General features: G+C 63.2%; 16 protein-coding genes and 1 pseudogene. 11 read left to right on the top strand and 6 right to left on the bottom strand.

Annotated elements, in window-relative coordinates:
• Nucleotides 1-55: 55 nt before the first annotated feature.
• From R4P65_RS08355 to R4P65_RS08365, 3 genes are all read right to left on the bottom strand, one after another.
• Complete coding sequence (locus R4P65_RS08355) at nt 56-1,393, bottom strand: MFS transporter (protein ID WP_230814005.1); 1,338 nt, start codon at nt 1,391-1,393, stop codon at nt 56-58.
• A 190-nt stretch (nt 1,394-1,583) separates the two neighbouring features.
• Nucleotides 1,584-3,806, bottom strand: a complete 2,223-nt coding sequence (locus tag R4P65_RS08360; protein WP_317826163.1) for a glycoside hydrolase family 3 C-terminal domain-containing protein — start codon at nt 3,804-3,806, stop codon at nt 1,584-1,586.
• Between the two features lie 71 nt (nt 3,807-3,877).
• On the bottom strand, nt 3,878-4,552 hold the full coding sequence (locus tag R4P65_RS08365; RefSeq protein ID WP_230814001.1) for a TetR family transcriptional regulator: 675 nt from the start codon (nt 4,550-4,552) through the stop codon (nt 3,878-3,880).
• A 126-nt stretch (nt 4,553-4,678) separates the two neighbouring features.
• On the opposite strand from R4P65_RS08365, the gene aroQ reads away from it, so the two are divergent.
• The 3 genes from aroQ to R4P65_RS08380 are packed head-to-tail and all read left to right on the top strand — an operon-like array spanning nt 4,679 to nt 7,916.
• Nucleotides 4,679-5,128 carry a type II 3-dehydroquinate dehydratase gene (gene aroQ, locus R4P65_RS08370; protein WP_317826164.1) on the top strand — a complete coding sequence of 150 codons (450 nt, stop codon included), beginning with the start codon at nt 4,679-4,681 and terminating at the stop codon, nt 5,126-5,128.
• Nucleotides 5,128-6,006 carry a shikimate dehydrogenase gene (locus R4P65_RS08375; protein WP_317826165.1) on the top strand — a complete coding sequence of 293 codons (879 nt, stop codon included), beginning with the start codon at nt 5,128-5,130 and terminating at the stop codon, nt 6,004-6,006. Before aroQ ends, R4P65_RS08375 begins: the two co-directional genes overlap by 1 nt.
• Nucleotides 6,003-7,916, top strand: coding sequence for a sugar phosphate isomerase/epimerase and 4-hydroxyphenylpyruvate domain-containing protein (locus R4P65_RS08380; RefSeq protein WP_317826166.1), 1,914 nt, complete (start codon nt 6,003-6,005; stop codon nt 7,914-7,916). Before R4P65_RS08375 ends, R4P65_RS08380 begins: the two co-directional genes overlap by 4 nt.
• Here the strand turns inward: R4P65_RS08380 and fdhD are convergent.
• The gene (gene fdhD, locus R4P65_RS08385; protein WP_317826167.1) at nt 7,867-8,736 is read right to left on the bottom strand and encodes a formate dehydrogenase accessory sulfurtransferase FdhD; all 870 of its coding nucleotides are present in this window, start codon (nt 8,734-8,736) and stop codon (nt 7,867-7,869) included. The two genes, R4P65_RS08380 and fdhD, sit on opposite strands and share 50 nt — an antisense overlap.
• A 1-nt stretch (nt 8,737) precedes the next feature.
• A complete protein-coding gene (locus R4P65_RS08390; protein ID WP_317826168.1) occupies nt 8,738-11,047 on the bottom strand; it encodes an FdhF/YdeP family oxidoreductase in 2,310 nt (769 codons plus the stop codon).
• A 120-nt stretch (nt 11,048-11,167) separates the two neighbouring features.
• Here R4P65_RS08390 and R4P65_RS08395 point away from each other — a divergent pair, with 120 nt between their 5' ends.
• The 3 genes from R4P65_RS08395 (at nt 11,168) to R4P65_RS08405 (ending at nt 14,931) form a co-directional block, all read left to right on the top strand.
• Nucleotides 11,168-12,175, top strand: coding sequence for an iron-siderophore ABC transporter substrate-binding protein (locus R4P65_RS08395; protein ID WP_317826169.1), 1,008 nt, complete (start codon nt 11,168-11,170; stop codon nt 12,173-12,175).
• Between the two features lie 95 nt (nt 12,176-12,270).
• Nucleotides 12,271-12,885: a GNAT family N-acetyltransferase gene (locus R4P65_RS08400; RefSeq protein WP_317826170.1), complete on the top strand. Its 615-nt coding sequence runs from the start codon at nt 12,271-12,273 to the stop codon at nt 12,883-12,885.
• Between the two features lie 12 nt (nt 12,886-12,897).
• Complete coding sequence (locus R4P65_RS08405) at nt 12,898-14,931, top strand: S9 family peptidase (RefSeq protein WP_317826171.1); 2,034 nt, start codon at nt 12,898-12,900, stop codon at nt 14,929-14,931.
• A gap of 74 nt (nt 14,932-15,005) precedes the next feature.
• Here R4P65_RS08405 and R4P65_RS08410 read toward each other — a convergent pair.
• Nucleotides 15,006-15,475 (bottom strand): annotated as a pseudogene (locus tag R4P65_RS08410) (hypothetical protein); the annotation flags it as partial.
• Between the two features lie 174 nt (nt 15,476-15,649).
• Here R4P65_RS08410 and R4P65_RS08415 point away from each other — a divergent pair.
• From R4P65_RS08415 to R4P65_RS08435, 5 genes are all read left to right on the top strand, one after another.
• On the top strand, nt 15,650-18,331 hold the full coding sequence (locus R4P65_RS08415; protein ID WP_317826172.1) for a valine--tRNA ligase: 2,682 nt from the start codon (nt 15,650-15,652) through the stop codon (nt 18,329-18,331).
• Nucleotides 18,328-19,767, top strand: coding sequence for a bifunctional tetrahydrofolate synthase/dihydrofolate synthase (folC, locus tag R4P65_RS08420; RefSeq protein ID WP_317826173.1), 1,440 nt, complete (start codon nt 18,328-18,330; stop codon nt 19,765-19,767). Before R4P65_RS08415 ends, folC begins: the two co-directional genes overlap by 4 nt.
• The gene (locus R4P65_RS08425; RefSeq protein WP_317826174.1) at nt 19,764-20,189 is read left to right on the top strand and encodes a DUF4233 domain-containing protein; all 426 of its coding nucleotides are present in this window, start codon (nt 19,764-19,766) and stop codon (nt 20,187-20,189) included. The genes folC and R4P65_RS08425 overlap by 4 nt, the downstream gene beginning before the upstream one ends.
• Nucleotides 20,190-20,207: 18 nt before the next feature.
• Complete coding sequence (gene ndk / locus R4P65_RS08430; protein WP_019749070.1) at nt 20,208-20,627, top strand: nucleoside-diphosphate kinase; 420 nt, start codon at nt 20,208-20,210, stop codon at nt 20,625-20,627.
• Between the two features lie 428 nt (nt 20,628-21,055).
• A complete protein-coding gene (locus tag R4P65_RS08435) occupies nt 21,056-24,313 on the top strand; it encodes a translation initiation factor IF-2 N-terminal domain-containing protein (protein ID WP_317826175.1) in 3,258 nt (1,085 codons plus the stop codon).
• The last annotated feature ends 4 nt before the right edge of the window (nt 24,314-24,317 follow it).

Below are 24,317 nucleotides of genomic sequence, written 5' to 3' on the forward strand. Positions count from 1 at the left end.
CCACAGTCGTTCGCGCAACACAGTCGTTCGTGCAGGGTGTCTGTGGGGTGGTCGGCTAGATCGGGTTGCCGAGCTCCTTGAGGGGAGTGCGGAACGTCTCCTTGGCGGTGAACGCCGAGATCGCGCAGATGACGCAGGCCACCGAAGTCAGAATGGCAACGGGCATCCAGTGTGTCTTGTCGCCTCCCATGAGGGCGTTGCCGATGGCGGGGGCAAAGCCTGCGAGGGCGAAGCCGACCTGGGTGCCGATCGCAATGCCCGAGTAGCGGACCTTGGTGTTGAACATCTCGGAGTAGAACGACGGCCAGATGGCATTCGGGGCAGCGTAGAAGACGGACATCAATCCGATTGCGGCGAGGAAGATCAGGGGAACGTTGCCGCTGGCGATTGCGCCGAAGTACACGTAGATGAACACCGCGCTACCGAGGGCGCCACCGATGAACAGCGGCCTGCGACCGATCCGGTCGGAGAGCATCGCCCAGGCGGGCTGACTGAGCAGGGCTACGGCGTTGGCTGCGATGGCAACCCAGAGCATGGTCGACTTCGGAATCCCCACTTCTTCGGTGGTGGCGAAAGCGAGACCGAAGACGGAGAAGATGGTCGAGACGACGGCGATGAAAGCGCAGCAGATCACGCGAATCAGATTTGCGCTGTGGGTGCGAAGAAGATCGGCAACAGGCAATTTGGCGACGGTCTTGGATTCCTGCTGCTCGGTGAACTCTTCGGGTTCTTCGAGCTTGAGACGCATGATGTATGCCGCGACCAGAACGATCAGGCTGCCCCAGAACGGGATTCGCCAGCCCCACGTGTAAAGGATGTCGTCGGGGAGTGCGGCAATGGGCAGGAATACGAGGCTGGCGAGGATGAAGCCGGCCTGGGTGCCGTTGAGGGTCCAACTGCAGAAGAACGCGCGTCGGCCTTCGGGGGCGTGTTCGAGCGTCAGTGAGCTGGCACCGCTCTGTTCACCGGCGGCGGAGATGCCCTGGGCGATTCTCATCAGGACAAGAAGTATCGGTGCAAAAACTCCGATCGAATCGGCGCTGGGAATACATCCGATGAGGAAGGTGGCTGCGCCCATCAGAATGAGCGTGAGCAGCATGATCTTCTTGCGGCCGACGCGGTCACCGAAATGGCCGAGGACTACAGCGCCGAGGGGGCGCGCGACGTACGCGACACCGAAAGTGGCCAGCGAAAGCAGAGCCGCATGTCCGCTGTCCGGGAAGAACACGGTGGGGAAGATGAGCGCAGCGGCAGAGGCGTAGATGTAGAAGTCGTAGTACTCGAGCATGCTGCCGAGAAACGACGACGTTGCGGCGCGCTTGACCTTGGTCGTGTCCGGCCTGGCCAAGGATCCCGCCTCGGGGCCGGACGGTGTAACCGTACTAGCTGACATGCTCATCTCCTGGGTGGAAGCGTCGTGGAGGCTCTACATCCGCTGATTGTGTTCGTATTGAGAACGTCTGTGCGGAGAGCGATACAAGGAATGTAACCGACGTCACAGCAACTACACAAGATTATTAACCAAATAGTTCATAAAAATCTACTGGCGGTCACACCACTCGTCGAAACCGCAGTTCAGTGAGCTAGTAGGCCGGCTGTGCTGCGGCCGCCACCAACTGCTCCACCTGTTCCTCGGTGATGCCGAGGCCGAAGGTGGCGAGTTTTCCGAGCGGCATAGAACCGGCGAGCGCCATCATCTCGGGACTGACCGACTGCGCACCTTCGCCTGCTGCGGCGGACATGGCGGCGCCGAGAACGGCACTACCGACGGGATGGGCGAGCCATTCACCGATGGTCGACATTGCGTCGAGTGTGCCGACGCCGACGTTCCCGGCCAGGGTGATCGTGTCGGTTCTCGCGATGTCCCGAGACGAGAAACCGACGCGGATCTCGTAGTCGCCAGGTTCGATCGCCCAGTCCTGCGCCGCGACGGACCAATAGGCAAATGCCCTGGTGTCGAGCGTGATGTTCACGGTCTCAGATTCGTCGGGGTGGAGGTGGACCTTGGCAAAGCCCTTCAATTCCTGCACGGGACGGTCGATGCTTTCCGAGGCGTCGTGGACGTAGACCTGAATGACGGTGCTGCCCGATCGGTCACCGCTGTTGCGCACGGTGACGGTCACTTCGGCGGAATTCTCACCGGCCTCGACAGACGTATCGGTGATGTCGAAGGTGGTGTAGCTCAGCCCGAACCCGAACGGGTACGCCACTTCGCGCAGCACGGAGTCGTAGTAGCGGTATCCCACGTACAGGCCTTCGCCGTAGCGGACGTGCTGCTGGGCTCCCGGGAAATGCAGATACGACGGATTGTCTTGGAGGCGAAGCGGAATGGTCTCCGTCAGACGCCCGGACGGATTCGTGATGCCGAACAGAAGGTCGGCAATCGCCGAGCCGCCGGCCTGGCCGAGTAGCCAACCCTCGAGGATTGCGGCGGCATGATCCTTCCAAGGCTCGATCGAAATCACGCCACCGTTGGAGAGCACGACCACGGTGTTCGGGTTCGCACCGTGCACCGCTTCCAGCAGGGCAATCTGATCGGCGGGCAGATCGATGTGGGTTCGGTCGAACCCTTCGGATTCGGTGGCGGACGGTAGTCCGAGGAAGAGCACAGCGACGTCAGCGCGGCGCGCAGCGTCGACAGCCTCGGTGACCATGTCGTCGTCCGGAGTGCTGTCGAAGGTGAAGCCCGGTGCGAAGGTGACGCGGTCGGCGCCTTCGAGGTCGAGGATCGCGTCCAAAGCATTGTCGAGCTTGGTTGGAACCACCTGTGAACTGCCGGCCCCCTGGTACCGCGGGCTGCACGCGAATTCTCCGATCACCGCGACAGTTTGCCCGCCGGGGGTCAGCGGCAGTAGTTCTCCGTCGTTGGCCAGCAATACAGCGGACTCCGTTGCCGCGATCCGAGCCAGTTCGTGGTGACGCTCGACGTCGTACGTGTGGCCTTCGGTGCGCGCGGCGGCGGTGCGTTTCACCAGCGTCGACAGTCGTTCGGCTGCAGTGTTGAGTACGGATTCGTCAAGGTCTCCGCCGCGCACGGCGTCGACGATCTGGGTGTCGGTTCCGGTCGACGGCATTTCCAGATCGAGGCCGGCGGCGAGTGCCGCCACGCGATCGTTGACCGCTCCCCAGTCCGAAACGACGAGGCCGTCGAAGCCCCACTGCTCGCGGAGTACCTCGGTGAGCAGCCAACGGTTCTGGCTCGAGTACACACCGTTGATCTTGTTGTACGAGCACATGACCGTCGTCGGGACCGCGGTCTTGACGGCGTACTCGAATCCGGCCAGATAGATCTCGCGCAGCGTCCGTTCGTCGACGTCGGCGCTGACTCTCATCCGGTCGTGCTCTTGGTTGTTGGCAGCGAAGTGCTTGAGCGAGGTTCCGACGCCGCGAGACTGGATGCCGGTGATCAGTGCTGCCGCGACGCGGCCGGAGAGGAATGGGTCCTCGGAGACGTATTCGAAATTCCGGCCGCACAACGGGGATCGTTTGATGTTGATACCGGGACCGAGGAGAACCGAGACCTGTTCGGCTTTGGCTTCGTCGCCCAGAGCCTCACCGACCTGGCGGATGAGGTCGAGGTTCCACGACGAGCCCAACCCGACTGCCGGCGGAAAACACGTCGCGGGAATGCTGTGGCCGAGTCCGAGTGCGTCGCCACCCTCGGGTTGTTTCCGGACTCCGTGCGGACCGTCGGTCAGTAATATCGATTCGATTCCGGCAACGGACTGGCTGTGCCAGAAATCCGAGCCGGACGTCAACGACGCTTTCTCCTCGAGTGAAAGCCCGTCTACGTAATTCTCGGTCACGTCATTCCTCCCGGTGGCAGCTGTGAGTTCTACTCACCACCGTAGGGGGATTTTTAGGACTTCGGGGTGGGTCAGGACGGCGTCGGTGAGGTCAGGAACGCAACAACCATGTCGCCGAGCATCGTTCGTAGATGTTCGCGATGAGTCGAGTCGGTCAGATCGCGGTCGAAGAGCGCTTTGAACGTGTACCGGTTGGCGATGCGGAAGACGCAGTAACTGCTGATCAACATGTGAATATCGAGGGCATCGACGTCGGAGCGGAATACCCCCGCCTGCTGCCCGTCGTGGAGGATCTGGGAGACCAGGTCGGCGGCGGGTGCGCCGAGGCCGCTGAGTAGTTCGGATTTCTCGATGTGCTCGCCGCGGAGCATGTTCTCGTTTGCCACCAGCCGAATGAAGTTCGGGTGCTGTTCGTGGTGGTCGAAGGTCAGTTCGGCCAAGGCGCGCACTGCTGCGGTGGGGTTCAATCCCTCGAGGTCGAGTTCGCGCTCCTGCGCACGAATCACGCTGTACGCGTGTTCGAGGACTGATTTGTACAGCCCTTCCTTGTCGGTGAAGTAGTAGTAGATCATCCGTTTGGTGGTGTGCGTCTTGGTTGCAATCTCGTCCACCCGGGCGCCGGCGAAGCCCTTGTCGGCAAACTCTTCGGTGGCGACGGCGATGATGTTCACCCTGGTCAGGTCACTGTTTCGGCGTCGCTTCTCCGGCTTCGACGCCACAGAGTTCACTGACTGCTCGGAAACCATGTGCTCACTCTATCTGTCAGCAGTTTGTCGACTTTGCTTGTCGAGTTCGCGTCGGGGGAGTAACGTCCAGTGAACTAACTCACTAGTTCGTACATTAACTTCGAACGTCGACACCGAGGTGCCCTGATGACTCCATCTCTACCGGTTCTGGTTCTCAACGGGCCCAACTTGAATTTGTTGGGCCAGCGCCAACCGGAGTTCTACGGGAGAGGCACTCTGGACGACGTCATTTCCCGCTGCGAAGTTGCGGCCGAGAAGTTCGGAGCGGTGGTCGAAGCAAAGCAGTCGAACCACGAGGGTCAACTGATCGATTGGATCCACGAGGCCAGGGGAAGAGTCGCGGGCATCGTCATCAATCCCGGTGGGTATTCGCATACCTCCGTTGCCTTGCGAGACGCACTGGTCACACTCGACGCCCCCGTGGTGGAGGTGCACATCAGCAACATCCACGGCCGCGAAGAATTCCGTCACCACTCCTACGTTTCCGGGATCGCCGACGCGGTCATCTGCGGGTTAGGGATCGGCGGTTACAGCGCCGCAGTCGAATTCGTCTGCATTCGAGAAGGGAAGAACTGATGAGTGATTCGATCCTCTGCGGTCTGATCGGCACCGGCATCGGAGCCTCCTTGACTCCGATCATGCACGAGGAAGAAGGCCGCAGACAGGGCCTGCCGTACGTTTACCGCATCCTCGATCTCGACGCGATGGGGATGGCGCCTTCGGACATCGGTGAACTTCTGACGTATGCACGACGTTTCGGGTTCCGCGGCCTCAACATCACTCACCCGTGCAAGCAGTTGGTGATCGAGCACCTCGACGAGCTTTCGCCGGACGCAGACAAGCTCGGCGCAGTGAACACGGTCCTCTTCGACTCCGGCAAGGCGATCGGACACAACACCGATTGGTCGGGCTTCGGCCGGAATTTCGACGAGGGGCTACCCGGTGCGCAGCTCGCTCGCGTCGTGCAGCTCGGTGCGGGCGGAGCAGGCGCGGCGGTTGCCTATGCCGCGCTCACCCGCGGCGTCGGGACGCTGACGTTGGTCGATTCGAGCCTGGCTCGCGCGGAAGAACTCGCGCATGCCTTCTCGCGGCAGTTTCCCGCGCAGGTAGTCGAGGCGCGGCACACGAGCGACCTCGCAGAAGCGCTCGGCAACGCGAACGGATTGATCCACGCGACACCGATGGGAATGGCGGCCCATCCCGGAATGGCCTTCTCCCCGGATCTGCTCCGCCCCGATCTGTGGGTGGCGGAAATCGTCTACCGCCCGCTCGAAACGGAACTGTTGCGTCAGGCCAGGTTGATCGGCGCGCCGACGCTCAGCGGAGGCGGAATGACTGTCTTCCAGGCCGTCGACGCATTCCGTATCTTCACGGGCATCGAGCCCGACAGCAAGCGGATGCTCGCTCACATGACCGAACTGGTGCACGGCGAACAGGCTGCGGCAGCGCTGTGAGTGCCCCGGTTCGGACGTCGATCGCGACGGTATCGCTGAGCGGCACTCTCGAGGAGAAGCTCAACGCCATCGCGGCCGCTGGCTTCGACGGCTTCGAGGTGTTCGAGCCGGATTTTGTTGCTTCGCCGTGGTCCCCGAAGGAATTACGAACGAGGGCAGTGGATCTGGGGCTCACCCTCGATCTGTATCAGCCGTTCCGTGACTTCGACACGGTGGAGGAACGTCAATTTGTTCGGAATCTTGTTCGAGTGCAACGCAAATTCGAGCTGATGGAACAGCTGGGATGCGAGACGCTCCTGGTGTGCTCCTCGCCTCTACCGACCGCGAGTCACGACGACGGTCAGTTGACGGAGCAGTTCGGAGCCCTCGCCGAATTGGCGTCCGAGCACGGCAAGAAAGTTGCGTACGAGGCACTCGCGTGGGGTGCCCACGTCAACACCTACAGCCACGCATGGAAGATCGTCGAAGGGGTCGACCATCCTTCACTCGGAACCTGTCTGGACAGCTTCCACATCCTCTCGCGCGGTGACGATCCCGCCGGAATTCGCGAGATTCCGGGCGAGAAGATTTTCTTCCTCCAGTTGGCGGACGCACCGTTCTTGGCGATGGACATCCTGCAGTGGAGCCGGCACCACCGAAACTTCCCGGGGCAGGGCAGTTTCGATCTGAGTGCTTTCGCTCAGCACGTCTACGCCACGGGCTACGACGGACCATGGTCGCTCGAGATCTTCAATGACGTATTCCGTCGCGCCGACACCCAGCGAACGGCAATCGACGCTCATCGGTCGCTGCTCCACCTCGAAGAACAGGTCGCTGCCGCGAACCCGGCCGCCGGTGGACCCACGCTGTTCACCGCCCCGGAGCGCACGCCGCTCGAAGGAATCGTGTCTCTGCGAATCGCGGCGGGACCAGCTAAGCAGGACCAGGTGCACACGATGCTCTCCCGCGTCGGTTTTCATCTTCTCGGACGGCACCACGACCACGATTTACAGTTGTGGCGGCACGGATCGCTCACCGTTGCCGTGGACGCGACTGCGGGCACGGTGTGGACGGCGCCCGGGCTGCCTGCGGATTTACCGGTTCTCACTCAGATCGGCATCCGCGCAACCGAACCCGAAGTGTGGGGTGAGCGAGCGCTGGCTCTCGAAGTACCGGCGACGCGAGTGCAGTTGCCGGGATCGAGCGACGAGAACTCCGAGGTACCGGACGTCGTACGTCTGAAGGTCACCGACGCGACGTCGATCGATCTGCGGGGCCCCGGCAGTGCTGCGGCGTGGGAATCGGCTTTCGAGATCTATCCGCTACCCGCCGAGCGCAATCGTGAACAGGGCGTAGTGTTCACCGGGATCGACCATGTGGCGCTTGCAGTTCCGGCCGAGAGCTGGGACGGCATCATGCTGCTCCTGCGGTCGGTGTTCGAGATGCAACCGCACGAGGGGCAGGACGTCACCGATTCCGTCGGCCTCATGCGGAGCCAGGCGCTCACGCTCGTTCAAGACGGCGACGGACATGCCCTGCGCATCTCGCTGAACATGGTGGAGGGCAGTCGAAGCGGGCTGCCGACGGTTCGCCGCGGCGGCGTCAGTCACGTCGCCTTCGCGTGTGAGAACATCTTCGGTGCTGCGGCGTCTATGCAGGACTGGGGCTTTGTGCCGCTACCCATTTCCCCGAATTACTACGACGATCTCGACGCGCGTTTCGGACTGAATGCCGAACTGCTCGACCGTATGCGTGGCGCCGGAATCCTTTACGACGCGGATGCTCACGGTGAGTTCTTCCACCTGTTCACCCCGACCGTCGGGGGAGACCTGTTCTTCGAGGTCGTGCAGCGAGTGGGTGGGTACGAGGGTTACGGGGAGGTCAACTCCGCTGTGCGACTGTCGGCTCAGCTGCGTGCGAGTTCGACGTGACCTCGACACGGTGCGGGTGCGAGTAGACGTTCATCGAATCGCCGCGGATGAAACCGGCGAGAGTCAGCCCGGACTCCTGCGCTAGTTCCACGGCCAAGGAGGACGGCGCGGAGACGGCTCCGAGGATCGGAATGCCGGCCATGACGGCCTTCTGGACGAGTTCGAACGATGCCCGTCCACTGACGATCAAGATCGTGTCGTAGAGGGGCACTCGGCCGTCGGTGATTGCCCACCCGATCACCTTGTCGACGGCGTTGTGACGGCCGACGTCCTCGCGCAGTGCCAAGAGTTCGCCGGTGGCAGTGAACAATCCGGCCGCGTGCAGGCCGCCGGTGCGCTCGAAGATCCGTTGGCTCTCCCGCAGTGTGATCGGCATGGCCGCCAGGATGGTTGACGTGACGGAAGTGGTGTCACCGACCAACGGATGACGCGTCGTGGTCCGGACGGCGTCGAGTGAGGTCTTGCCGCACACTCCGCACGCGGAACTGACCACGGTGTTGCGGTCGGTAGTGTGATCGGGCACCGGCACTCCGGGAGCGAGAGCGATGTCGAGGACGTTGTACGTGTTCGCGCCGGTTTCGTCGACGCCGTCGCAGTAGCGGACGACGCTCACGTCGTCGCGGGTGGCGATGACGCCTTCGCTGAGAAGGAATCCGTGTGCGAGGTCGACGTCGTTGCCGGGTGTTCGCATCGTCACGGCCAGCACCTGGCCGCCGACCCTCATTTCGAGTGGTTCCTCGACGGCCAGGGTGTCGGGGCGTGTGACGACCCGATCACCCGAGATTCGAACGACCGGTGTTCGTGCGGTGACTCGTCCCATCTCAGGCGCCTGATGCTTCGAGTCGAACGGTGACGGCCTTCGAGACCGGTGTGTTCGACTTGGCTGCAACGTGTTCGAGGGGAACGAGGGGATTTGTCTCGGGGTAGTAAGCCGCCGCATTACCGCGGGGGGTGTCGTAGGAGACGATGCGGAACTCCGTGACCCGACGCTCTTCGAGAGTGCCGTCTGGGGTTGTCCACTCGGACACGATGTCGACCAGATCGCCATCGCGGAATCCGAGTGCGGTGATGTCTTCGGCATTGACGAGGATGACTTTGCGTCCACCCTTGATGCCGCGGTATCTGTCGTCGAGGCCGTAGATCGTGGTGTTGTACTGGTCGTGGCTTCGCATGGTCTGCAGAATCAGACGGCCACGGGGAGTGGGTATCCAGTGCAGTTCGTTCACGCCGAAGTTGGCTTTGCCGGTGTGCGTGCGGAATTCGCGCGAGTCGCGTGGTGGGTGTGGGAGCTGGAATCCATCCGGCTGGCGAACCCGGGTGTTGTAGTTTTCGCATCCGGGCACCACTCGTGAGATGGAGTCGCGAATCAGGTCGTAGCTGCCCTCGAAGGCCGGCCAGCGGACGGTGTGATCGCTGCCGAGTAGTTCGCGGGCGAGTTGGCAGATGATGGCGACTTCGCTACGCAGGTAGGGGCTGACCGGCGTGAGGCGTCCGCGCGACAGGTGCACCATGGACATCGAATCCTCCACGGAGACAAGCTGCTTTCCGCCGGCCTGGACGTCGAGGTCGGTGCGTCCGAGGGTGGGGAGGATGATTGCAGTCTGCCCGTGAACGACGTGGCTTCGGTTCAGTTTGGTGGAAACCTGAACGGTGAGTTCGCATTGGCGCAGCGCGGTTTCGGTGGCTGCGGTGTCCGGGCTGGCCTGGATGAAGTTGCCTCCCATCGCCATGAAGAAGCTTGCCTTGCCGGCGTTCATGGCGCGGATCGCGTCGACGGTGTCCCATCCGTGCTTGCGGGGACTCGAGATCGAGAACTCGGTGTCGAGCGCGGCCAGGAACTCTTCCGGCATCTTCTCCCAGATGCCCATCGTGCGGTCACCCTGGACATTGGAGTGTCCTCGCACCGGACAGACCCCGGCACCGGGTTTGCCCATCATTCCACGCATGAGCAGCAGGTTGACCGCTTCTTCGATGGTGGCGACTCCGTGTGTGTGCTGAGTGATGCCCATGGCCCAGCAAGTGACGGTTCGCTCGGATCGGGCAAGCGCGGCAGCCGTTTCCTCGAGCTGCGCCATCGACAGGCCCGTCGCCTCGAGTACAGTGCCGAGATCGACCGCGCGGATGTGCTTCTCGTATTCGTCCCAACCGGCGCAGTACCGGTCGACGAATGCGCGATCGACGACGGTGCCGGGAGCGCGATCTTCCTGCTCGAGCAGCAGCTTCCCCAGGCCCTGGAACAGCGCCATGTCTCCGCCCAGCCGGATCTGCAGGAACTCGTCCGCGATCTCGACTCCGTGCCCGATCACGCCGGACACCTTCTGCGGATCCTTGAACCGTCGCAATCCAGCCTCGGGTAGGGGATTGATGGCAATGATCTTGGCGCCGTTGCCCTTTGCCTTCTCGAGTGTCGAGAGCATTCGAGGGTGGTTGGTGCCGGGATTCTGTCCGGCGATGAGGATGAGATCGGCGTTCTCGAGGTCGGGAACCGTCACCGAGCCTTTGCCGATGCCGATGGATTCAGTCAGTGCGCTTCCGGACGACTCGTGACACATGTTGGAACAGTCGGGCATGTTGTTGGTGCCGTAGCTACGAATCATCAGCTGGTAGAGAAACGCCGCTTCGTTGGACGTGCGACCCGAGGTGTAGAACACCGCTTCGTCCGGCGACGCGAGGCCGTTGAGATGTTCGGCGATCAGAGCGTACGCGCCGTCCCAGTCGATCGGCTGGTAATGGGTTGCTCCCGGGGTCAGGACCATCGGGTGCGTCAGTCGGCCCTGTTGGCCGAGCCAGTAATCGGTCTTGCCTTCGAGGTCGGCGATCGAGTGCTCCGCGAAGAATTCGGGTGTGACCGTGCGAAGCGTTGCTTCCTCGGCAACGGCTTTCGCTCCGTTCTCGCAGAACTCGGCGGGCTTGCGATGTCCGGGAGTCTCCGGCCACGCACACCCCGGGCAGTCGAAGCCGTGACGCTGGTTGAGCCTGGTGAGCGTTCGGGCAGTCCGCAAGGCTCCCATCTGCTCGATTCCTCGTTGCAGCGACACCAGAACGGCCGGCACTCCGGCGGCGTAGTCCTTGGGGTGCGTGACTTCGAGATCCGATTCGTCGATGTCTTTCGAGGGGCCCTGGCGCGTCATGTCTCCATAGTGGCCCGAACGAGCCGGTACTGCCATCGAACGGGCCGGTCGAAGTCGCCGGAATGCGACAATCATCGGCTAGCCTTACCTACCGAACTAGCGGACTTAAGGGGTAAGAACATGGATCGAACGGACGCAGGTCGGCTGACCCGGCGCGGATTTCTGATCGGCACGTCGGGAGCGTTGCTGGCATTCGCCGCAGCCTGCTCCAGTTCGAACGACGAGGACACACCCTCGAGCGGCGACACTGCGGGGTCGATCACCCACAAGTTCGGTACCACCGAACTGCCCAAGGATCCGCAGCGGATCGTCAGTGTCGGGTACAACGATCAGGATGCGATTCTCGCGCTCGGCGGGACCTTGGTCGGAACCTTCGACTGGTACGGCGACTACCCCTCGGGTGTGTGGCCGTGGGCGCAACCCCTGCTGAACGGGTCGACTCCGGAGATCATCGGAACCGCGGGCACCACCATTCAGATCGAGAAGGTCGCCTCCGTGACACCCGACCTCATTGTGGGGACCTACTCCGGGCTCACTCAGGCGCAGTACGACAAACTCAGTGCCATCGCGCCGACAGTGGCACAGCCGAAGGAATTCGCGGATTACGGAATCCCCTGGCAGAACCAGACGACCATCATCGGCGAGGCATTGGGGCAGCAGGGAAAGGCCACCGAACTGATCGCCGGCGTCGAGGAGAAGTTCGCCGACGTGAAGACGGCCAATCCAGCGTTTGCCGGCAAGACTGTTCTGGTCGGCGCGTTGAAGGGGCCGGGGCAGTTCGGGGTCTACGGACCGGAAGACCCCAAGGTGCGGTTCTTCACCGAACTCGGATTCGTGAATCCGCCTGTCACCGATCAGATCACGGGTAACTTCGCCGAGATCAGCACCGAGCAACTCTCTCTTGCCGACGTCGACGTACTCGTCTGGTACGCCGGTGGTGGTTACGGTGACAAGCTTCGCGCGGAATTGGACAAGACCCCGATCTACCAGGAACTCGACGTCGTGAAGGACGGCCGCGCGATCATTCTGGAAGACGCTGCTGCCGAAGCCATGACGTGGAGCACCGTACTGAGCCTGCCGTACGCGCTCGAACAGATTCCGCCGCGGATTGCGGGCTTGCTCGTCTGATCGGTTCACCGACAGGTCGGTTCACGGACAGGTGGGTTCAAGGACAGCGCTGTTCAAGGTCCAAGAATTCGGACAGTCGGCGGTACTCTCGCCTCATGGGTGTACACGTGCGGCCGGCTGTCCGATCCGATGTCCCGGCACTGTCGGCAGTGTTGGCCGAGGCGTTCGAGGACGATCCCCTGATGGCGTGGATGTTGCCGGACGAGGTCACCAGGGCTGATCGCCTGACGAAACTGTTTGCCGCAGAAGCTCGTTACCACCACCTCGCCGGTGGCGGTGTCGAGGTGGCCGCCGATGACTCCGGCGTGATCGGCGGGGCAACTCTGTGGGATCCGCCAGGGCGATGGAAGCAGTCGTGGATCTCCGGGCTCATGAGCCTGCCGGCAATGGTGCGTGTCTTCGGCAGCGGGCTGCGACATGCGGCCGAGGTCAGCTCCGTTCTCGAAGGAGCACATCCGAATTCGCCGCACTGGTATCTCGCGACGGTCGGGACCGGCAGCGCGGCTCGCGGTGGGGGATACGGCAAAGCCCTACTGAACTCCCGGTTGGATCGTTGCGATCGTGAACACGTCGACGCTTACCTCGAGAGCAGCAAGGAATCGAACATCCCGTACTACAACCGCTTCGGTTTCGAAGTGACCCGCGACATCGTCATGCCAGGCGGCGGGCCGACGATCTACGCAATGATGCGTCAACCGCGGGGCGCGTGATACCAACTAGTGGTGACCCAGATTCCCGAGCTCCACGCAGGCACACCGTTCGACGAACTCGACGACTACGTCGCTCTGGCCAGGTTGTCCGGCCTGGTGTTGTCACCCGACGGCTCGCTGCTCATCTGCGCGCGCGCAGTTCTCGACGACAAGAGCGCCGAATACGTGTCTTCGTTGTGGGAGATCGACCCGGAAGGTCGACGTCCTGCGCGTCGGTTGACCTGGGGTTCGACCAGCGAGTCCGGTGCTGCCTTCGCGTTCGACGGCGACGTGCTCTTCACCGCCACGCGAGCGGTGCCGGGCGAGAGTGATCCGCAACCCGCACTGTGGCGTCTACCTGCGGCGGGCGGAGAAGCTCAGCTGCTGATCTCACGTCCCGGTGGCGTCTCGTCGGTATCAGCGGCCAAGGCGGCGCCGACGTTCGTGGCCCAGACGTCGGTCATGGCTTCGGCGATCAGTCTCGACCAGGACGATCAGGTGCGATCGGCGCGCAAGGACAAGAAGGTCACGGCGATGCTGCACACCGGGTATCCGGTGCGGCACTGGGACCACGACCTGGGCCCCGATCATCCGCATCTGGTTGTGGCTGAGACGGATTCGAAGGAACCCGTCGAATTGCGGGACATCACGCCAACTGCAGGCGCGGCGCTGCGAGAGACGTCGACCACGATCTCCGACGACGGTCTCTTCGTAGTGACGACGTGGACTGTCGGCGATCCGAGTGCCGCCCGCCGATCGACGTTGGTTCGGATCGACACGGTGACCGGCGACCGAACCACGCTTGTCGACGAGGCTGACGCGGACGTCTACAACCCGGTGCTCTCGCCGGACGGAACCAAGCTCGCGTTCATCCGGGAGACTCTCACCACGCCGGAGTTCGCGCCGCGAATGACTCTGAAGCTCTACGACTTCGGATCCGGTGCCGTGACCGGCGTCGCCGACGGCTGGGATCGCTGGCCTACCTCCCTGGCCTGGCTACCCGACGGATCCGGGCTGGTGGTCACCGCTGACGACGGCGGCCGGGGTCCGATCTTCACGATCGACCTGTGGGGCCAACCGGTTCGCCTGACAGCCGACGACGCGGCGTACACCGACGTTCGAGTGGCGCCGGACAGCGAGTCGATTTACGCGTTGCGGGCTTCGTACGAAGCGCCCCCGCACGTGGTGCGGGTGGATCTTCGATCAGGTGAGATCACCGCACTTCGTGGACCCGACCCGTTGCCGGAGCTGCCGGGAACGCTGACCGAGATCACCGCGCGCGCCGAGGACGGTTCGACAGTGCGCAGCTGGTTGGCGCTGCCGACCGGCGCCGCGCCGCATGCACCGGTGCCATTGCTTCTCTGGGTCCACGGCGGGCCCCTCGGTTCGTGGAACACCTGGTCCTGGCGGTGGAATCCGTGGCTGCTCGTCGCCAAGGGCTATGCAGTACTGCTGCCTGATCCCGCGCTCTCGACCGGATACGGCCAGGATTTCGTTCAGCGCGGGTGGGGGCAGTGGGGCAAGGCGCCTTTCACCGATCTGATGACGATCACCGATGCTGCCGTCGCGCAGCCCGAGATCGACCCCAAGCGAACGGGCGCGATGGGTGGTTCGTTCGGCGGTTACATGGCCAACTGGATCGCCGGCCATACCAACCGTTTCGACGCGATCGTCACTCACGCAAGTCTCTGGGCACTGGACCAATTCGGCCCGACCACGGACGCTGCCTGGTACTGGCAGCGCGAGATGTCGCCCGAGATGGCCGTCGAGAACTCACCGCATCTGTACGTCGCAGACATCACGACGCCGATGCTGGTGATCCACGGCGACAAGGACTATCGGGTTCCGATCGGTGAGGGCTTGCGGCTCTGGTACGAACTGCTTGCAGAGTCAGGCCTGCCCGCCGACGACGACGGGAAAACAGACCATCGCTTCCTGTACTTCCCGGACGAAAATCACTGGGTGCTCAAGCCTCAGCACACCAAGATCTGGTACGAGGTGGTCACCGCGTTCCTCTCCGAGCACATTCTCGGGGAAGATGTCGCGCTGCCGGAAATTCTGGGCTGAACTGCGCATGCCTCGTTCGGCCGAAATGGCCGAACGAGGCACGATCTTCTTCGCGCGGATCCGGACAGGAATCGGGCGCCGGGGCAGCGAACGGTGTAAGCCCACGCTGTGGTCGGGGCCGGTAACGCGGACCAGGACGGACGAGGCCCCGCCGGCGGGCACGTTGACGACCGCTGAACCGGTTCCCTCGTTGATGTCGTCGCCGATGTATCCGGTGCTGTGGATCAATCGTCCTTCGTAGTACACCTCGATCAGGTCCGGGATGTCCTCGGTCTCGTAGCCGAGTACGAAAGACGTCGGGCCGCTGCGGCCGAGCTCGTGCTTGGTGCTGGTGATTCCTGCGCCGCCGGAGACCGCCGACGATGTCGCCCACGCTCCCGTTGATCGTGGCGCTGCCGCTGTCGACGCTTCCCTGCACGCTTCCTTCGATGCCGGGTGCAGCGGACGCAGTCGCCGGAAGCACCAGGGCAACCCCCGCTCCGAACGAAGCGGCAGCCGCCAAGGTTCGAACGCCGGGATGGCGAGAACTCCAGTTGTTCAACATATTTGCTCCACCGGTCGTTAGTCGGTCGTCCTTCAGAGCGATCCTGTCAGCGGAGCGGATCGGTGAATATCGTTTGTTCGGCTGACCCCCGGACTGCGAGGACCGTCGTTCGTGGCCACCGCGACGCCTGACGGGCGAATTCGTTCACGACGGGGGAGTCATTAGGATCAAGTGGTGACCAGTGCAGCTCCAGAGAACCCCCAGACCCCCGCCGACGCCCTACCCAAGAGCTGGGACCCCAGCGCGGTAGAGGCCGATCTGTATCAAGGCTGGGTAGACGCCGGGTACTTCCAGGCCGACGCGACCAGCGACAAGCCCGGCTACTCCATCGTGCTGCCGCCCCCGAACGTAACCGGCAGCCTGCACATGGGTCATGCCCTCGATCACACACTCATGGACGTGCTCAGCCGCCGCAAGCGGATGCAGGGCTACGAGGTTCTGTGGCTGCCGGGCATGGACCACGCCGGAATCGCCACGCAGTCCGTCGTCGAGAAGCAACTTGCTGCCGACGGCAAGACCAAGGAAGATTTCGGCCGCGAGCTGTTCATCGACAAGGTCTGGGACTGGAAGCGCGAATCCGGCGGAACCATCGGTGGCCAGATGCGGCGCATCGGTGACGGCGTCGACTGGAGCCGCGATCGTTTCACGATGGACGAGGGCCTCTCGCGCGCCGTCCAGACCGTCTTCAAGCGCATGTTCGATGAAGGCCTGATCTACCGCGCCGAGCGCCTCGTGAACTGGTCGCCGGTGTTGCAGACCGCGATCTCCGACATCGAGGTGAAGTTCGAGGACGTCGAGGGTGAGCTGGTCTCCCTGCGCTACGGCTCGCTCGACGACAACGAGCCGCACGTCATCGTCGCGACCACCCGTGTCGAGACGATGCTCGGTGATACCGCAGTGGCTGTCCATCCCGAAGACGAGCGCTACAAGCACCTCATCGGCACAACTCTCGATCATCCGTTCACCGGGCGTCAGATCCCGATCATCGCGGACGACTACGTCGATCCCGAGTTCGGAACCGGCGCAGTGAAGATCACGCCGGCCCACGATCCCAACGACTTCGAAATGGGCCTGCGGCACAACCTGCCGATGCCCACCATCATGGACAAGACCGGCAAGATTGCCGATACGGGAACCGAATTCGACGGTATGGACCGCTTCGAGGCTCGCGTCAAGGTTCGCGAAGCCCTCGCCGAGCAGGGACGCGTCGTAGCCGAGAAGCGCCCGTACCTGCACAGCGTCGGACACTCCGAGCGCAGTGGTGAAGCTATCGAGCCGCGCCTGTCGCTGCAGTGGTGGGTCAAGGTCGAAACCCTGGCCAAGGCTGCAGGTGACGCGGTTCGCAACGGCGACACCGTCATTCACCCGGCAAGCCAGGAACCGCGCTGGTTCGACTGGGTCGACAACATGCACGACTGGTGCATTTCCCGTCAGCTCTGGTGGGGACACCGCATCCCGGTCTGGTACGGCCCCGAGGGCGAAGTTGCGTGTTTCGGTCCTGACGAAACGGCACCGGAAGGCTGGGTTCAGGATCCCGACGTCCTCGACACCTGGTTCTCCTCCGGACTGTGGCCCTTCTCGACGATGGGTTGGCCCGACAAGACACCCGAACTCGAAAAGTTCTATCCCACCAGCGTTCTCGTCACCGGCTACGACATCCTGTTCTTCTGGGTCGCCCGCATGATGATGTTCGGCACGTATGTGTCCGAGGACGAGTCGATCACCGCCGGTCCGGGTAAGTCCGGCGCGCAGATGCCGTTCAAGGACGTGTTCCTGCACGGACTGGTTCGCGATCAGTTCGGCAAGAAGATGTCGAAGTCTCGAGGCAACGGTATCGACCCACTCGACTGGGTGGATCGTTTCGGCGCCGACGCTCTGCGATTCACACTCGCTCGCGGGGCCAACCCGGGCAGTGACCTGTCCGTCGGCGAGGATTCGGCGCAGTCCTCACGCAACTTCGCTACCAAGTTGTTCAACGCGACCAAGTTCGCTCTGATGAACGGAGCCGCTCCGGCGCCACTGCCCGCTCGAAGCGAACTTACCGACGCCGACCGCTGGATCCTCGACCGTCTCGACACGGTTCAGGCCGAGGCGGATGCCGCTTTCGAGCGCTACGAGTTCAGCAAGGCATGCGAAGGCCTTTTCCACTTCGCGTGGGACGAGGTCTGTGACTGGTACCTCGAACTCGCCAAGGTGCAGTTCGCCGACGACGAGGCCGTCGCCGCGAACACCCGCGCAGTGCTCGGCAACGTTCTCGATGCACTGCTCCGCCTTCTGCACCCGGTCATCCCGTTCGTGACCGAAACCCTCTGGAAGGTGCTCACCGGAGGCGAATCCGTCGTCGTCGCCGACTGGCCGACGCTGTCCGGCGTTGCAGTCGACACTGCGGCCGCCACCCGGATCGAAGACACCCAGAAACTGATCACCGAGGTGCGACGTTTCCGAAACGATCAGGGGCTCAAGCCTTCCCAGAAGGTTCCGGCGCGTGCGTCCGGGCTTTCGGAGGCCGCCATGGGCGGTCAGTTCGCCTACGTGGCAGCGCTGGCCAAGCTGACCGAACCCGGAGAGGGATTCACCGCGTCGATCTCCGTCGAGGTGCGTCTGAGCCAGGGCACCGTCACGGTCGACATCGACACCTCGGGCACCATCGACCTCGGTGCCGAGAAGAAGCGGCTCGAAAAGGACCTCGCGGCAGCGCAGAAGGAACTCGTCACCGCCGACAACAAGCTTGCGAACGAGGCTTTTCTGGCGAAGGCACCCGACGCCGTCGTCGACAAGATCAAGAACCGTCGCCAGATCGCCGTCGAAGAGATCGAGCGCATCACAGGACGTCTGAAGGAGTTGGCCGACAAGTGAGTTCGTACGAGCCGTCCCAGTTCGACGCTCAGAGTTCGGTTCCGACTCCGGTCGATATCGCCGAACTGGCGCTGGTCGAGGCCGAACTCGACAAGCGTTGGCCCGAGACCAAGATCGAGCCGTCACTGACTCGTATCGAGGCGCTGATGGACGTGCTGGGCTCGCCGCAGCACAACTATCCTTCGGTGCACGTGACGGGGACCAACGGCAAGACGTCGGTGACGCGCATGATCGACTCTTTGATGAGCGCTCTGCATCGTCGTACCGGCCGAACCACCAGCCCTCATCTGCAGATCGCGACCGAGCGGATCAGCATCGACGGTCATCCGATCTCACCGCGGCTCTACGTGGACACGTTCCGCGAGATCGAGCCGTACGTGCAGATGATCGACGCACAGTCCGAAGAAGCCGGGGGACCGGCGATGAGCAAGTTCGAAGTGCTCACCGCGATGGCCTATGCAGCATTCGCGGAGGCACCGGTCGACGTCGCCGTGGTCGAGGTCGGTCTCGGCGGACGCTGGGACGCCACAAACGTGATCGACGGACAGGTCGCGGTGATCACCCCGATCAGTCTCGATCACGCCGAGTATCTGGGTACCGACCTGGCCGGGATCGCGCAGGAGAAGTCCGGAATCATCAAGAAGGGCCGTGAGGATCTGGTTCCGGTGGACACCGTCGCGATCATCGCCGAGCAGACTCCCGAAGTCATGGAGGTACTGCTGCGGCGAGCAGTCGAGGTCGAAGCTGCGGTCGCTCGCGAAGGTTCGGAGTTCAAGGTGCTTGCTCGCCAGATCGCGGTAGGAGGACAGCAGCTCGAACTTCAGGGTCTGAGCGGTGTGTACACCGACATCTTCCTTCCTCTGCACGGCGAGCATCAGGCGCGAAACGCGGCCCTCGCGCTCGCTGCTGTCGAAGCGTTCTTCGGTGCCGGTCCGGATCGACAACTCGATCAGGATGCAATCCGCAACGGGTTCGCCTCGATCGTCAATCCTGGTCGCCTCGAACGTGTTCGGAGTGCGCCGACCGTATTTCTCGACGCCGCCCACAATCCTGACGGTGCCCGCGCCCTCGCGGCCGCATTGGCCGCGGAGTTCGACTTCCGCAAGCTCGTGGGAGTGGTCAGCGTCATGGCGGACAAGGACGTCGACGCAATTTTGACCGCATTCGAATCCGTCTTCGACGAGATCGTTGTCACCCACAACGGATCACCGCGGGCGATGGACGTCGAGGAACTGGCCAACATTGCCGTCGCGAAGTTCGGCGACGAGCGCGTCGTCGTCGCGCCGGTGCTTGCCGACGCCTTGGAAGTCGCGATCGAAATCGCCGAGCAGGTCGCCGAACCCGGCGAAGCCGTATCAGGGGCAGGTGTCGTGGTGACGGGATCCGTCGTGACCGCAGGCGCCGCCCGCACGCTGTTCGGAAAGGACCCCGCGTGAGTACCCCGTCAGAATCCAATCCCGAGCCTGGCGACACTGCCGGTGAGTTCGGGCCTCCGACCAAGGACCCGTGGAAGAGTTTCCGCGGAGTGATGGCCGGAACCCTGATCCTCGAGGCGATCGTCGTGCTGCTGGCATTGCCGGTCGTTGCGGTCGTCGGCGGTGGCCTCACCGCGCTCTCGGCCGGATTCATCATCGGGTTGGCCATACTGATGATTCTGGGAGCGGGAGTCCAGGGCAAGCCGTGGGCGATGGGGTTCAACGTCGCACTGCAGGTGATTCTTCTGTTCGGTTTCTTCGTCCACCCGTCGATCGTGGGTGTGGCCATCACCTTCGGGATCGTCTGGGGATACCTCGTCTACCTGCAGAGAGACATCAAGCGCCGGATGGACAAGGGCCTGCTTCCCGGCCAACGGGACTGACCATTTAGGCTGTCCGCTGTGACTGAGCGCACCCTCGTACTGATCAAGCCCGACGCCGTTGCCCGTGGATACGTAGGAGAAATCCTCAGCCGTATCGAGCGCAAAGGCCTGACAATTGCAGCACTCGAGCTCCGCGTAGCTTCCGAAGAGGTGGCTGGTAGCCACTACGCAGAGCACGCCGAGCGCCCGTTCTACCCGAGCTTGTTGGAGTTCATCACCTCCGGCCCACTGGTGGCCGCAGTGCTCGAAGGCCCCCGCGCCATCGCTGCTTTCCGTCAGTTGGCCGGCGGAACTGACCCGGTCGACAAGGCACTTCCGGGCACAATCCGTGGCGACTTCGGACTCGAAGCGCAGCAGAACCTCGTTCACGGCAGTGACTCCGTGGAGTCGGCAGAGCGTGAAATCGCTCTGTGGTTCCCCGCGCTGTCGTCCATCTGAATCTTCTATCCGGGCCTTCGGCCCACATCTCCACAGCGAATTCTCGGCACGTATCCCACATCGGTGCGCCCTTTGCAGTTGAAGGCGCGTTGGTGTGGGATACTGCTTTCAGTTGAACCGCAATTTGTTTTACGCACGTTCAACCGGATGACACCTAGGTTCGATGCCCTTTCATCGCTGCTCCAGGTCAACAGGAAATCCCTGGACCTATGCACGCTGGATGATCAGGCGCTCGCGCTCAGGACAACGGCCATCCAGCCAGGCACTTCATGTGTTCGCAGTGAATAACGGGCACTGCGGACCATGCGGAGCGAGACCTTACAATCTCGTACTCACTTCTGAGTGCGAGTACACACAGCACGCTCCCGCGTGGCCGCGTGACAACTCGACTTCTGGGTTGGACGCGCCCGGGGGCTGAGGAGACTTACGTGGCCGATCAATCCCCAACCGAATCAGATTCCAGCACCACCCCGGAATTTCCCGACAAGATGCGCGTACACGCGCTGGCAAAGATGCTCGGCGTCACCAGCAAGCAGGTCCTTGCCGAAGCTGCAGCGCTCGGTACCGAATTGCGCAGTGCGCAGTCGAGTCTCCAACGTGACATCGCTCAGCGGATTCATGCCTCGCTGACTTCCGCGGCCGAGGCCATCGAGCCGGTCGTCGCCGAGCTCGACGCCCTCATCGACCCGGTTGTCGAAGCGCCTGCTGCCGAGCAGCCTGCTGTGGAAACTCCGGCCGAGCAGCCTGCTGCGGAGATTCCAGCCGAGAAGCCGGTGAGGGCTCGGCGAACCCGCAAAAAGACTGTAGTTGTCGAAGAACCGGCAGCAGAAGAAGTGGTGGATCCGGCGGTTGCCGAGATCAGCGCTGGACTCGACGCCGCTGCTGCGCTGCAGAGCAAGGAAGCCGAGCAGTCAGATCTGTTCACCTCCTTCGAGGCACCGCAGACCCATCAGCCCGAGGTTGCCCCCGCCGCGCCGCAGGTTCCGCTGTTCCTGCAGCCGGATCTCGAGGCAGCCGAGGTGGCCCCGCGTCGTCGTCGCGCCCGCCGTGAGCCTGCTGCACCGGCAGTCGTCGAAGAGAAGCAGACAACTGCGGAAACAGAAACAGTCGCACCCGAGGTCTCGCCGGTTGTAATTCCAGCCGTCGAAGAGCCGGCTGTGACCGCCCCGCAAACCGAGCTTGAGAGCGCCGAGTCCGAGGACGAGGACGACGATCAGCCGCGTCGCCGTCGTCGTGGACGCCGTGGACGTGGCCGTGGCCGCGGAGAACAGGGTGGCGAACAGGGTGGAGAACAGGGCGGCGAGCAGGGCTCGGATGACGAGTCGGATACGACCACCGAAGCGGAGCAGGAAACTGCCCCCGAGGCAGTCGAGAAGCAAACCGAAGACGCTTCCGGGGGAGAATCCGGAAACAAGACCGAGTCCGACGCGGATGCGGAATCCGAGAACGCCGACGATTCCGACCTCGACGCTGACGGATCGAGCCGTCGCCGCCGTCGCCGTCGCCGTCGTAAGACTGGCACCGATGCGGCCACCGACGCGACTGCGACTTCCGAGGACGATCCGCCGAACACCGTCGTTCACGAGCGCGAACCGCGCAACAAGACCCGTGTCAAGGACGAGGTCCAGGGCATCAGTGGTTCGACGCGTCTGGAAGCGAAGCGTCAGCGCCGCCGCGACGGTCGTGACGCCGGCCGTCGTCGCCCGCCGATTCTGACCGAGTCGGAGTTCCTTGCCCGTCGTGAAGCCGTCGACCGCGTCATGGTCGTGCGCGATCGAGCAGACAGCGGTCAGCCGCACGCGACTACACAGGTAGCAGTCCTCGAAGACGGAGTGCTCGTCGAACACTTCGTCACCAACTCGGCGTCCGCGTCGATGGTCGGCAACGTCTACCTCGGACGCGTCCAGAACGTGCTCCCCAGCATGGAAGCTGCCTTCATCGACATCGGGCGCGGCCGCAACGGCGTGCTCTACGCCGGTGAGGTCAACTGGGAGGCAGCCGGTCTCGGTGGCAACTCGCGCAAGATCGAGCAGGCTCTCAAGCCTGGCGATCAGGTGCTCGTTCAGGTCAGCAAGGATCCGGTTGGGCACAAGGGCGCGCGACTGACCACACAGATTTCGCTTGCCGGTCGTTTCCTCGTCTACGTGCCCGGTGGTACGTCCACGGGTATCAGCCGCAAGCTCCCGGACACCGAGCGCAAGCGTCTCAAGGAAATCTTGCGTGACATCGTTCCCGCCGACGCCGGCGTGATCATTCGTACGGCGTCCGAGGGTGTCAGCGAAGAAGAGTTGGCGCGCGACGTGACTCGTCTGCAGGCGCAGTGGGCCGGCATCGAGGAGCAGGCCGCCGCTGCGGACACCGGCAAGTCCGGCAACCCGCAGGCGCTGTACGAAGAGCCGGACATGCTGGTCAAGGTCATTCGCGATCTGTTCAACGAGGACTTCTCCAAGCTGGTCATCGAGGGCGAGAAGGCGCACACGACGGTCGAGAACTACATCAACTCCGTCGCTCCCGACCTGCTTCCGCGGCTCGAGAAGTACACGCCGAACAACGGAATCGACGTCTTCGCGGCTCGCCGTATCGACGAGCAGTTGGCAAAGGCACTCGATCGCAAGGTGTGGCTGCCGTCTGGCGGCACCCTGGTGATCGACCGCACCGAGGCCATGACTGTCGTCGACGTCAATACCGGCAAGTTCACCGGAGCCGGCGGAAACCTCGAGGAAACCGTCACCCGTAACAACCTTGAAGCTGCCGAGGAGATCGTTCGCCAGATGCGCCTGCGGGACATCGGCGGAATGATCGTCGTCGACTTCATCGACATGGTCCTCGAATCGAACCGGGACCTGGTCCTGCGTCGGCTCACCGAATGCCTGGGTCGCGATCGCACGCGCCATCAGGTGTCGGAGGTCACGTCACTCGGACTCGTGCAGATGACGCGCAAGAAGTTGGGCACCGGCTTGGTCGAGGCCTTCTCGACTACCTGTGAGCACTGCCACGGACGCGGCATCATCGTCCACTCCGAGCCCGTCGAGGTGAAGTCCTCGGACGACGGCGGATCGCGTTCGGGCTCGCAGCGCAGTGATTCCGGTACCTCGCGCAAGAACAAGCGTGGCCGCGGAGACAAGTCGGCTTCGACCGAATCCAACGGACAGGAAGCTCCGACGCCGGAGGTCCCGGCCGTCGACGCGACGGTCAAACGGGCTCATCCGGTGGCATTGGCGATGGCCTCGCATCACCACGACGACGACGAGACCGTCGCGGCCGACTCGATCGAGTCGGATTCCGCCGGTACGTCTTCGGGGGATGGTGCATCCAAAAGTGCCGATCGGCAACAGGATCGGCCGTTTGATGCTCCTGCTGCTACTGAGCGCCCTGACGTTCCTGTTGTGGACTCTGCTGCGGAAGAAGCTCCCGCAGTGGGTAACGAGCGGGAAGCAGCTCCCCGAGGTCGTCGGCGTAGTCGTCGGGCGTCGCGTGCGGCGTCTGCACCGGTTGCCGAAGCAGCTCCCGAGGTGGGCACGGTCTTCGTGATTCCGACTCCGGAACCCGTGGCGGAAGCGGTCGTGGAAGACGCTCCGGCTCCGGCCGCCGAAATTCCGGCTGAGGAAGAAGTTGTCGTCGTCAAGCGGCCCCGTCGCAGGCGTGCAGCAGCACGTCCCGCGGGTCCGCCGGTCGACGGAGAGTAGAACT

Origin of the sequence: Rhodococcus sp. IEGM 1318 (genome assembly GCF_033142465.1) — a bacterium.
Lineage (GTDB): Bacteria > Actinomycetota > Actinomycetes > Mycobacteriales > Mycobacteriaceae > Rhodococcus_F > Rhodococcus_F qingshengii_B.

What these genes read in the sequence shown, in the direction of transcription:
- R4P65_RS08355 (WP_230814005.1), bottom strand. Translation starts at nt 1,393, where the DNA reads ATGTCAGCTAGTACGGTTACACCGTCCGGCCCCGAGGCGGGATCCTTG.
- R4P65_RS08365 (WP_230814001.1), bottom strand. Translation starts at nt 4,552, where the DNA reads ATGGTTTCCGAGCAGTCAGTGAACTCTGTGGCGTCGAAGCCGGAGAAG.
- aroQ (WP_317826164.1), top strand. Translation starts at nt 4,679, where the DNA reads ATGACTCCATCTCTACCGGTTCTGGTTCTCAACGGGCCCAACTTGAAT.
- R4P65_RS08375 (WP_317826165.1), top strand. Translation starts at nt 5,128, where the DNA reads ATGAGTGATTCGATCCTCTGCGGTCTGATCGGCACCGGCATCGGAGCC.
- fdhD (WP_317826167.1), bottom strand. Translation starts at nt 8,736, where the DNA reads ATGGGACGAGTCACCGCACGAACACCGGTCGTTCGAATCTCGGGTGAT.
- R4P65_RS08390 (WP_317826168.1), bottom strand. Translation starts at nt 11,047, where the DNA reads ATGACGCGCCAGGGCCCCTCGAAAGACATCGACGAATCGGATCTCGAA.
- R4P65_RS08395 (WP_317826169.1), top strand. Translation starts at nt 11,168, where the DNA reads ATGGATCGAACGGACGCAGGTCGGCTGACCCGGCGCGGATTTCTGATC.
- R4P65_RS08400 (WP_317826170.1), top strand. Translation starts at nt 12,271, where the DNA reads ATGGGTGTACACGTGCGGCCGGCTGTCCGATCCGATGTCCCGGCACTG.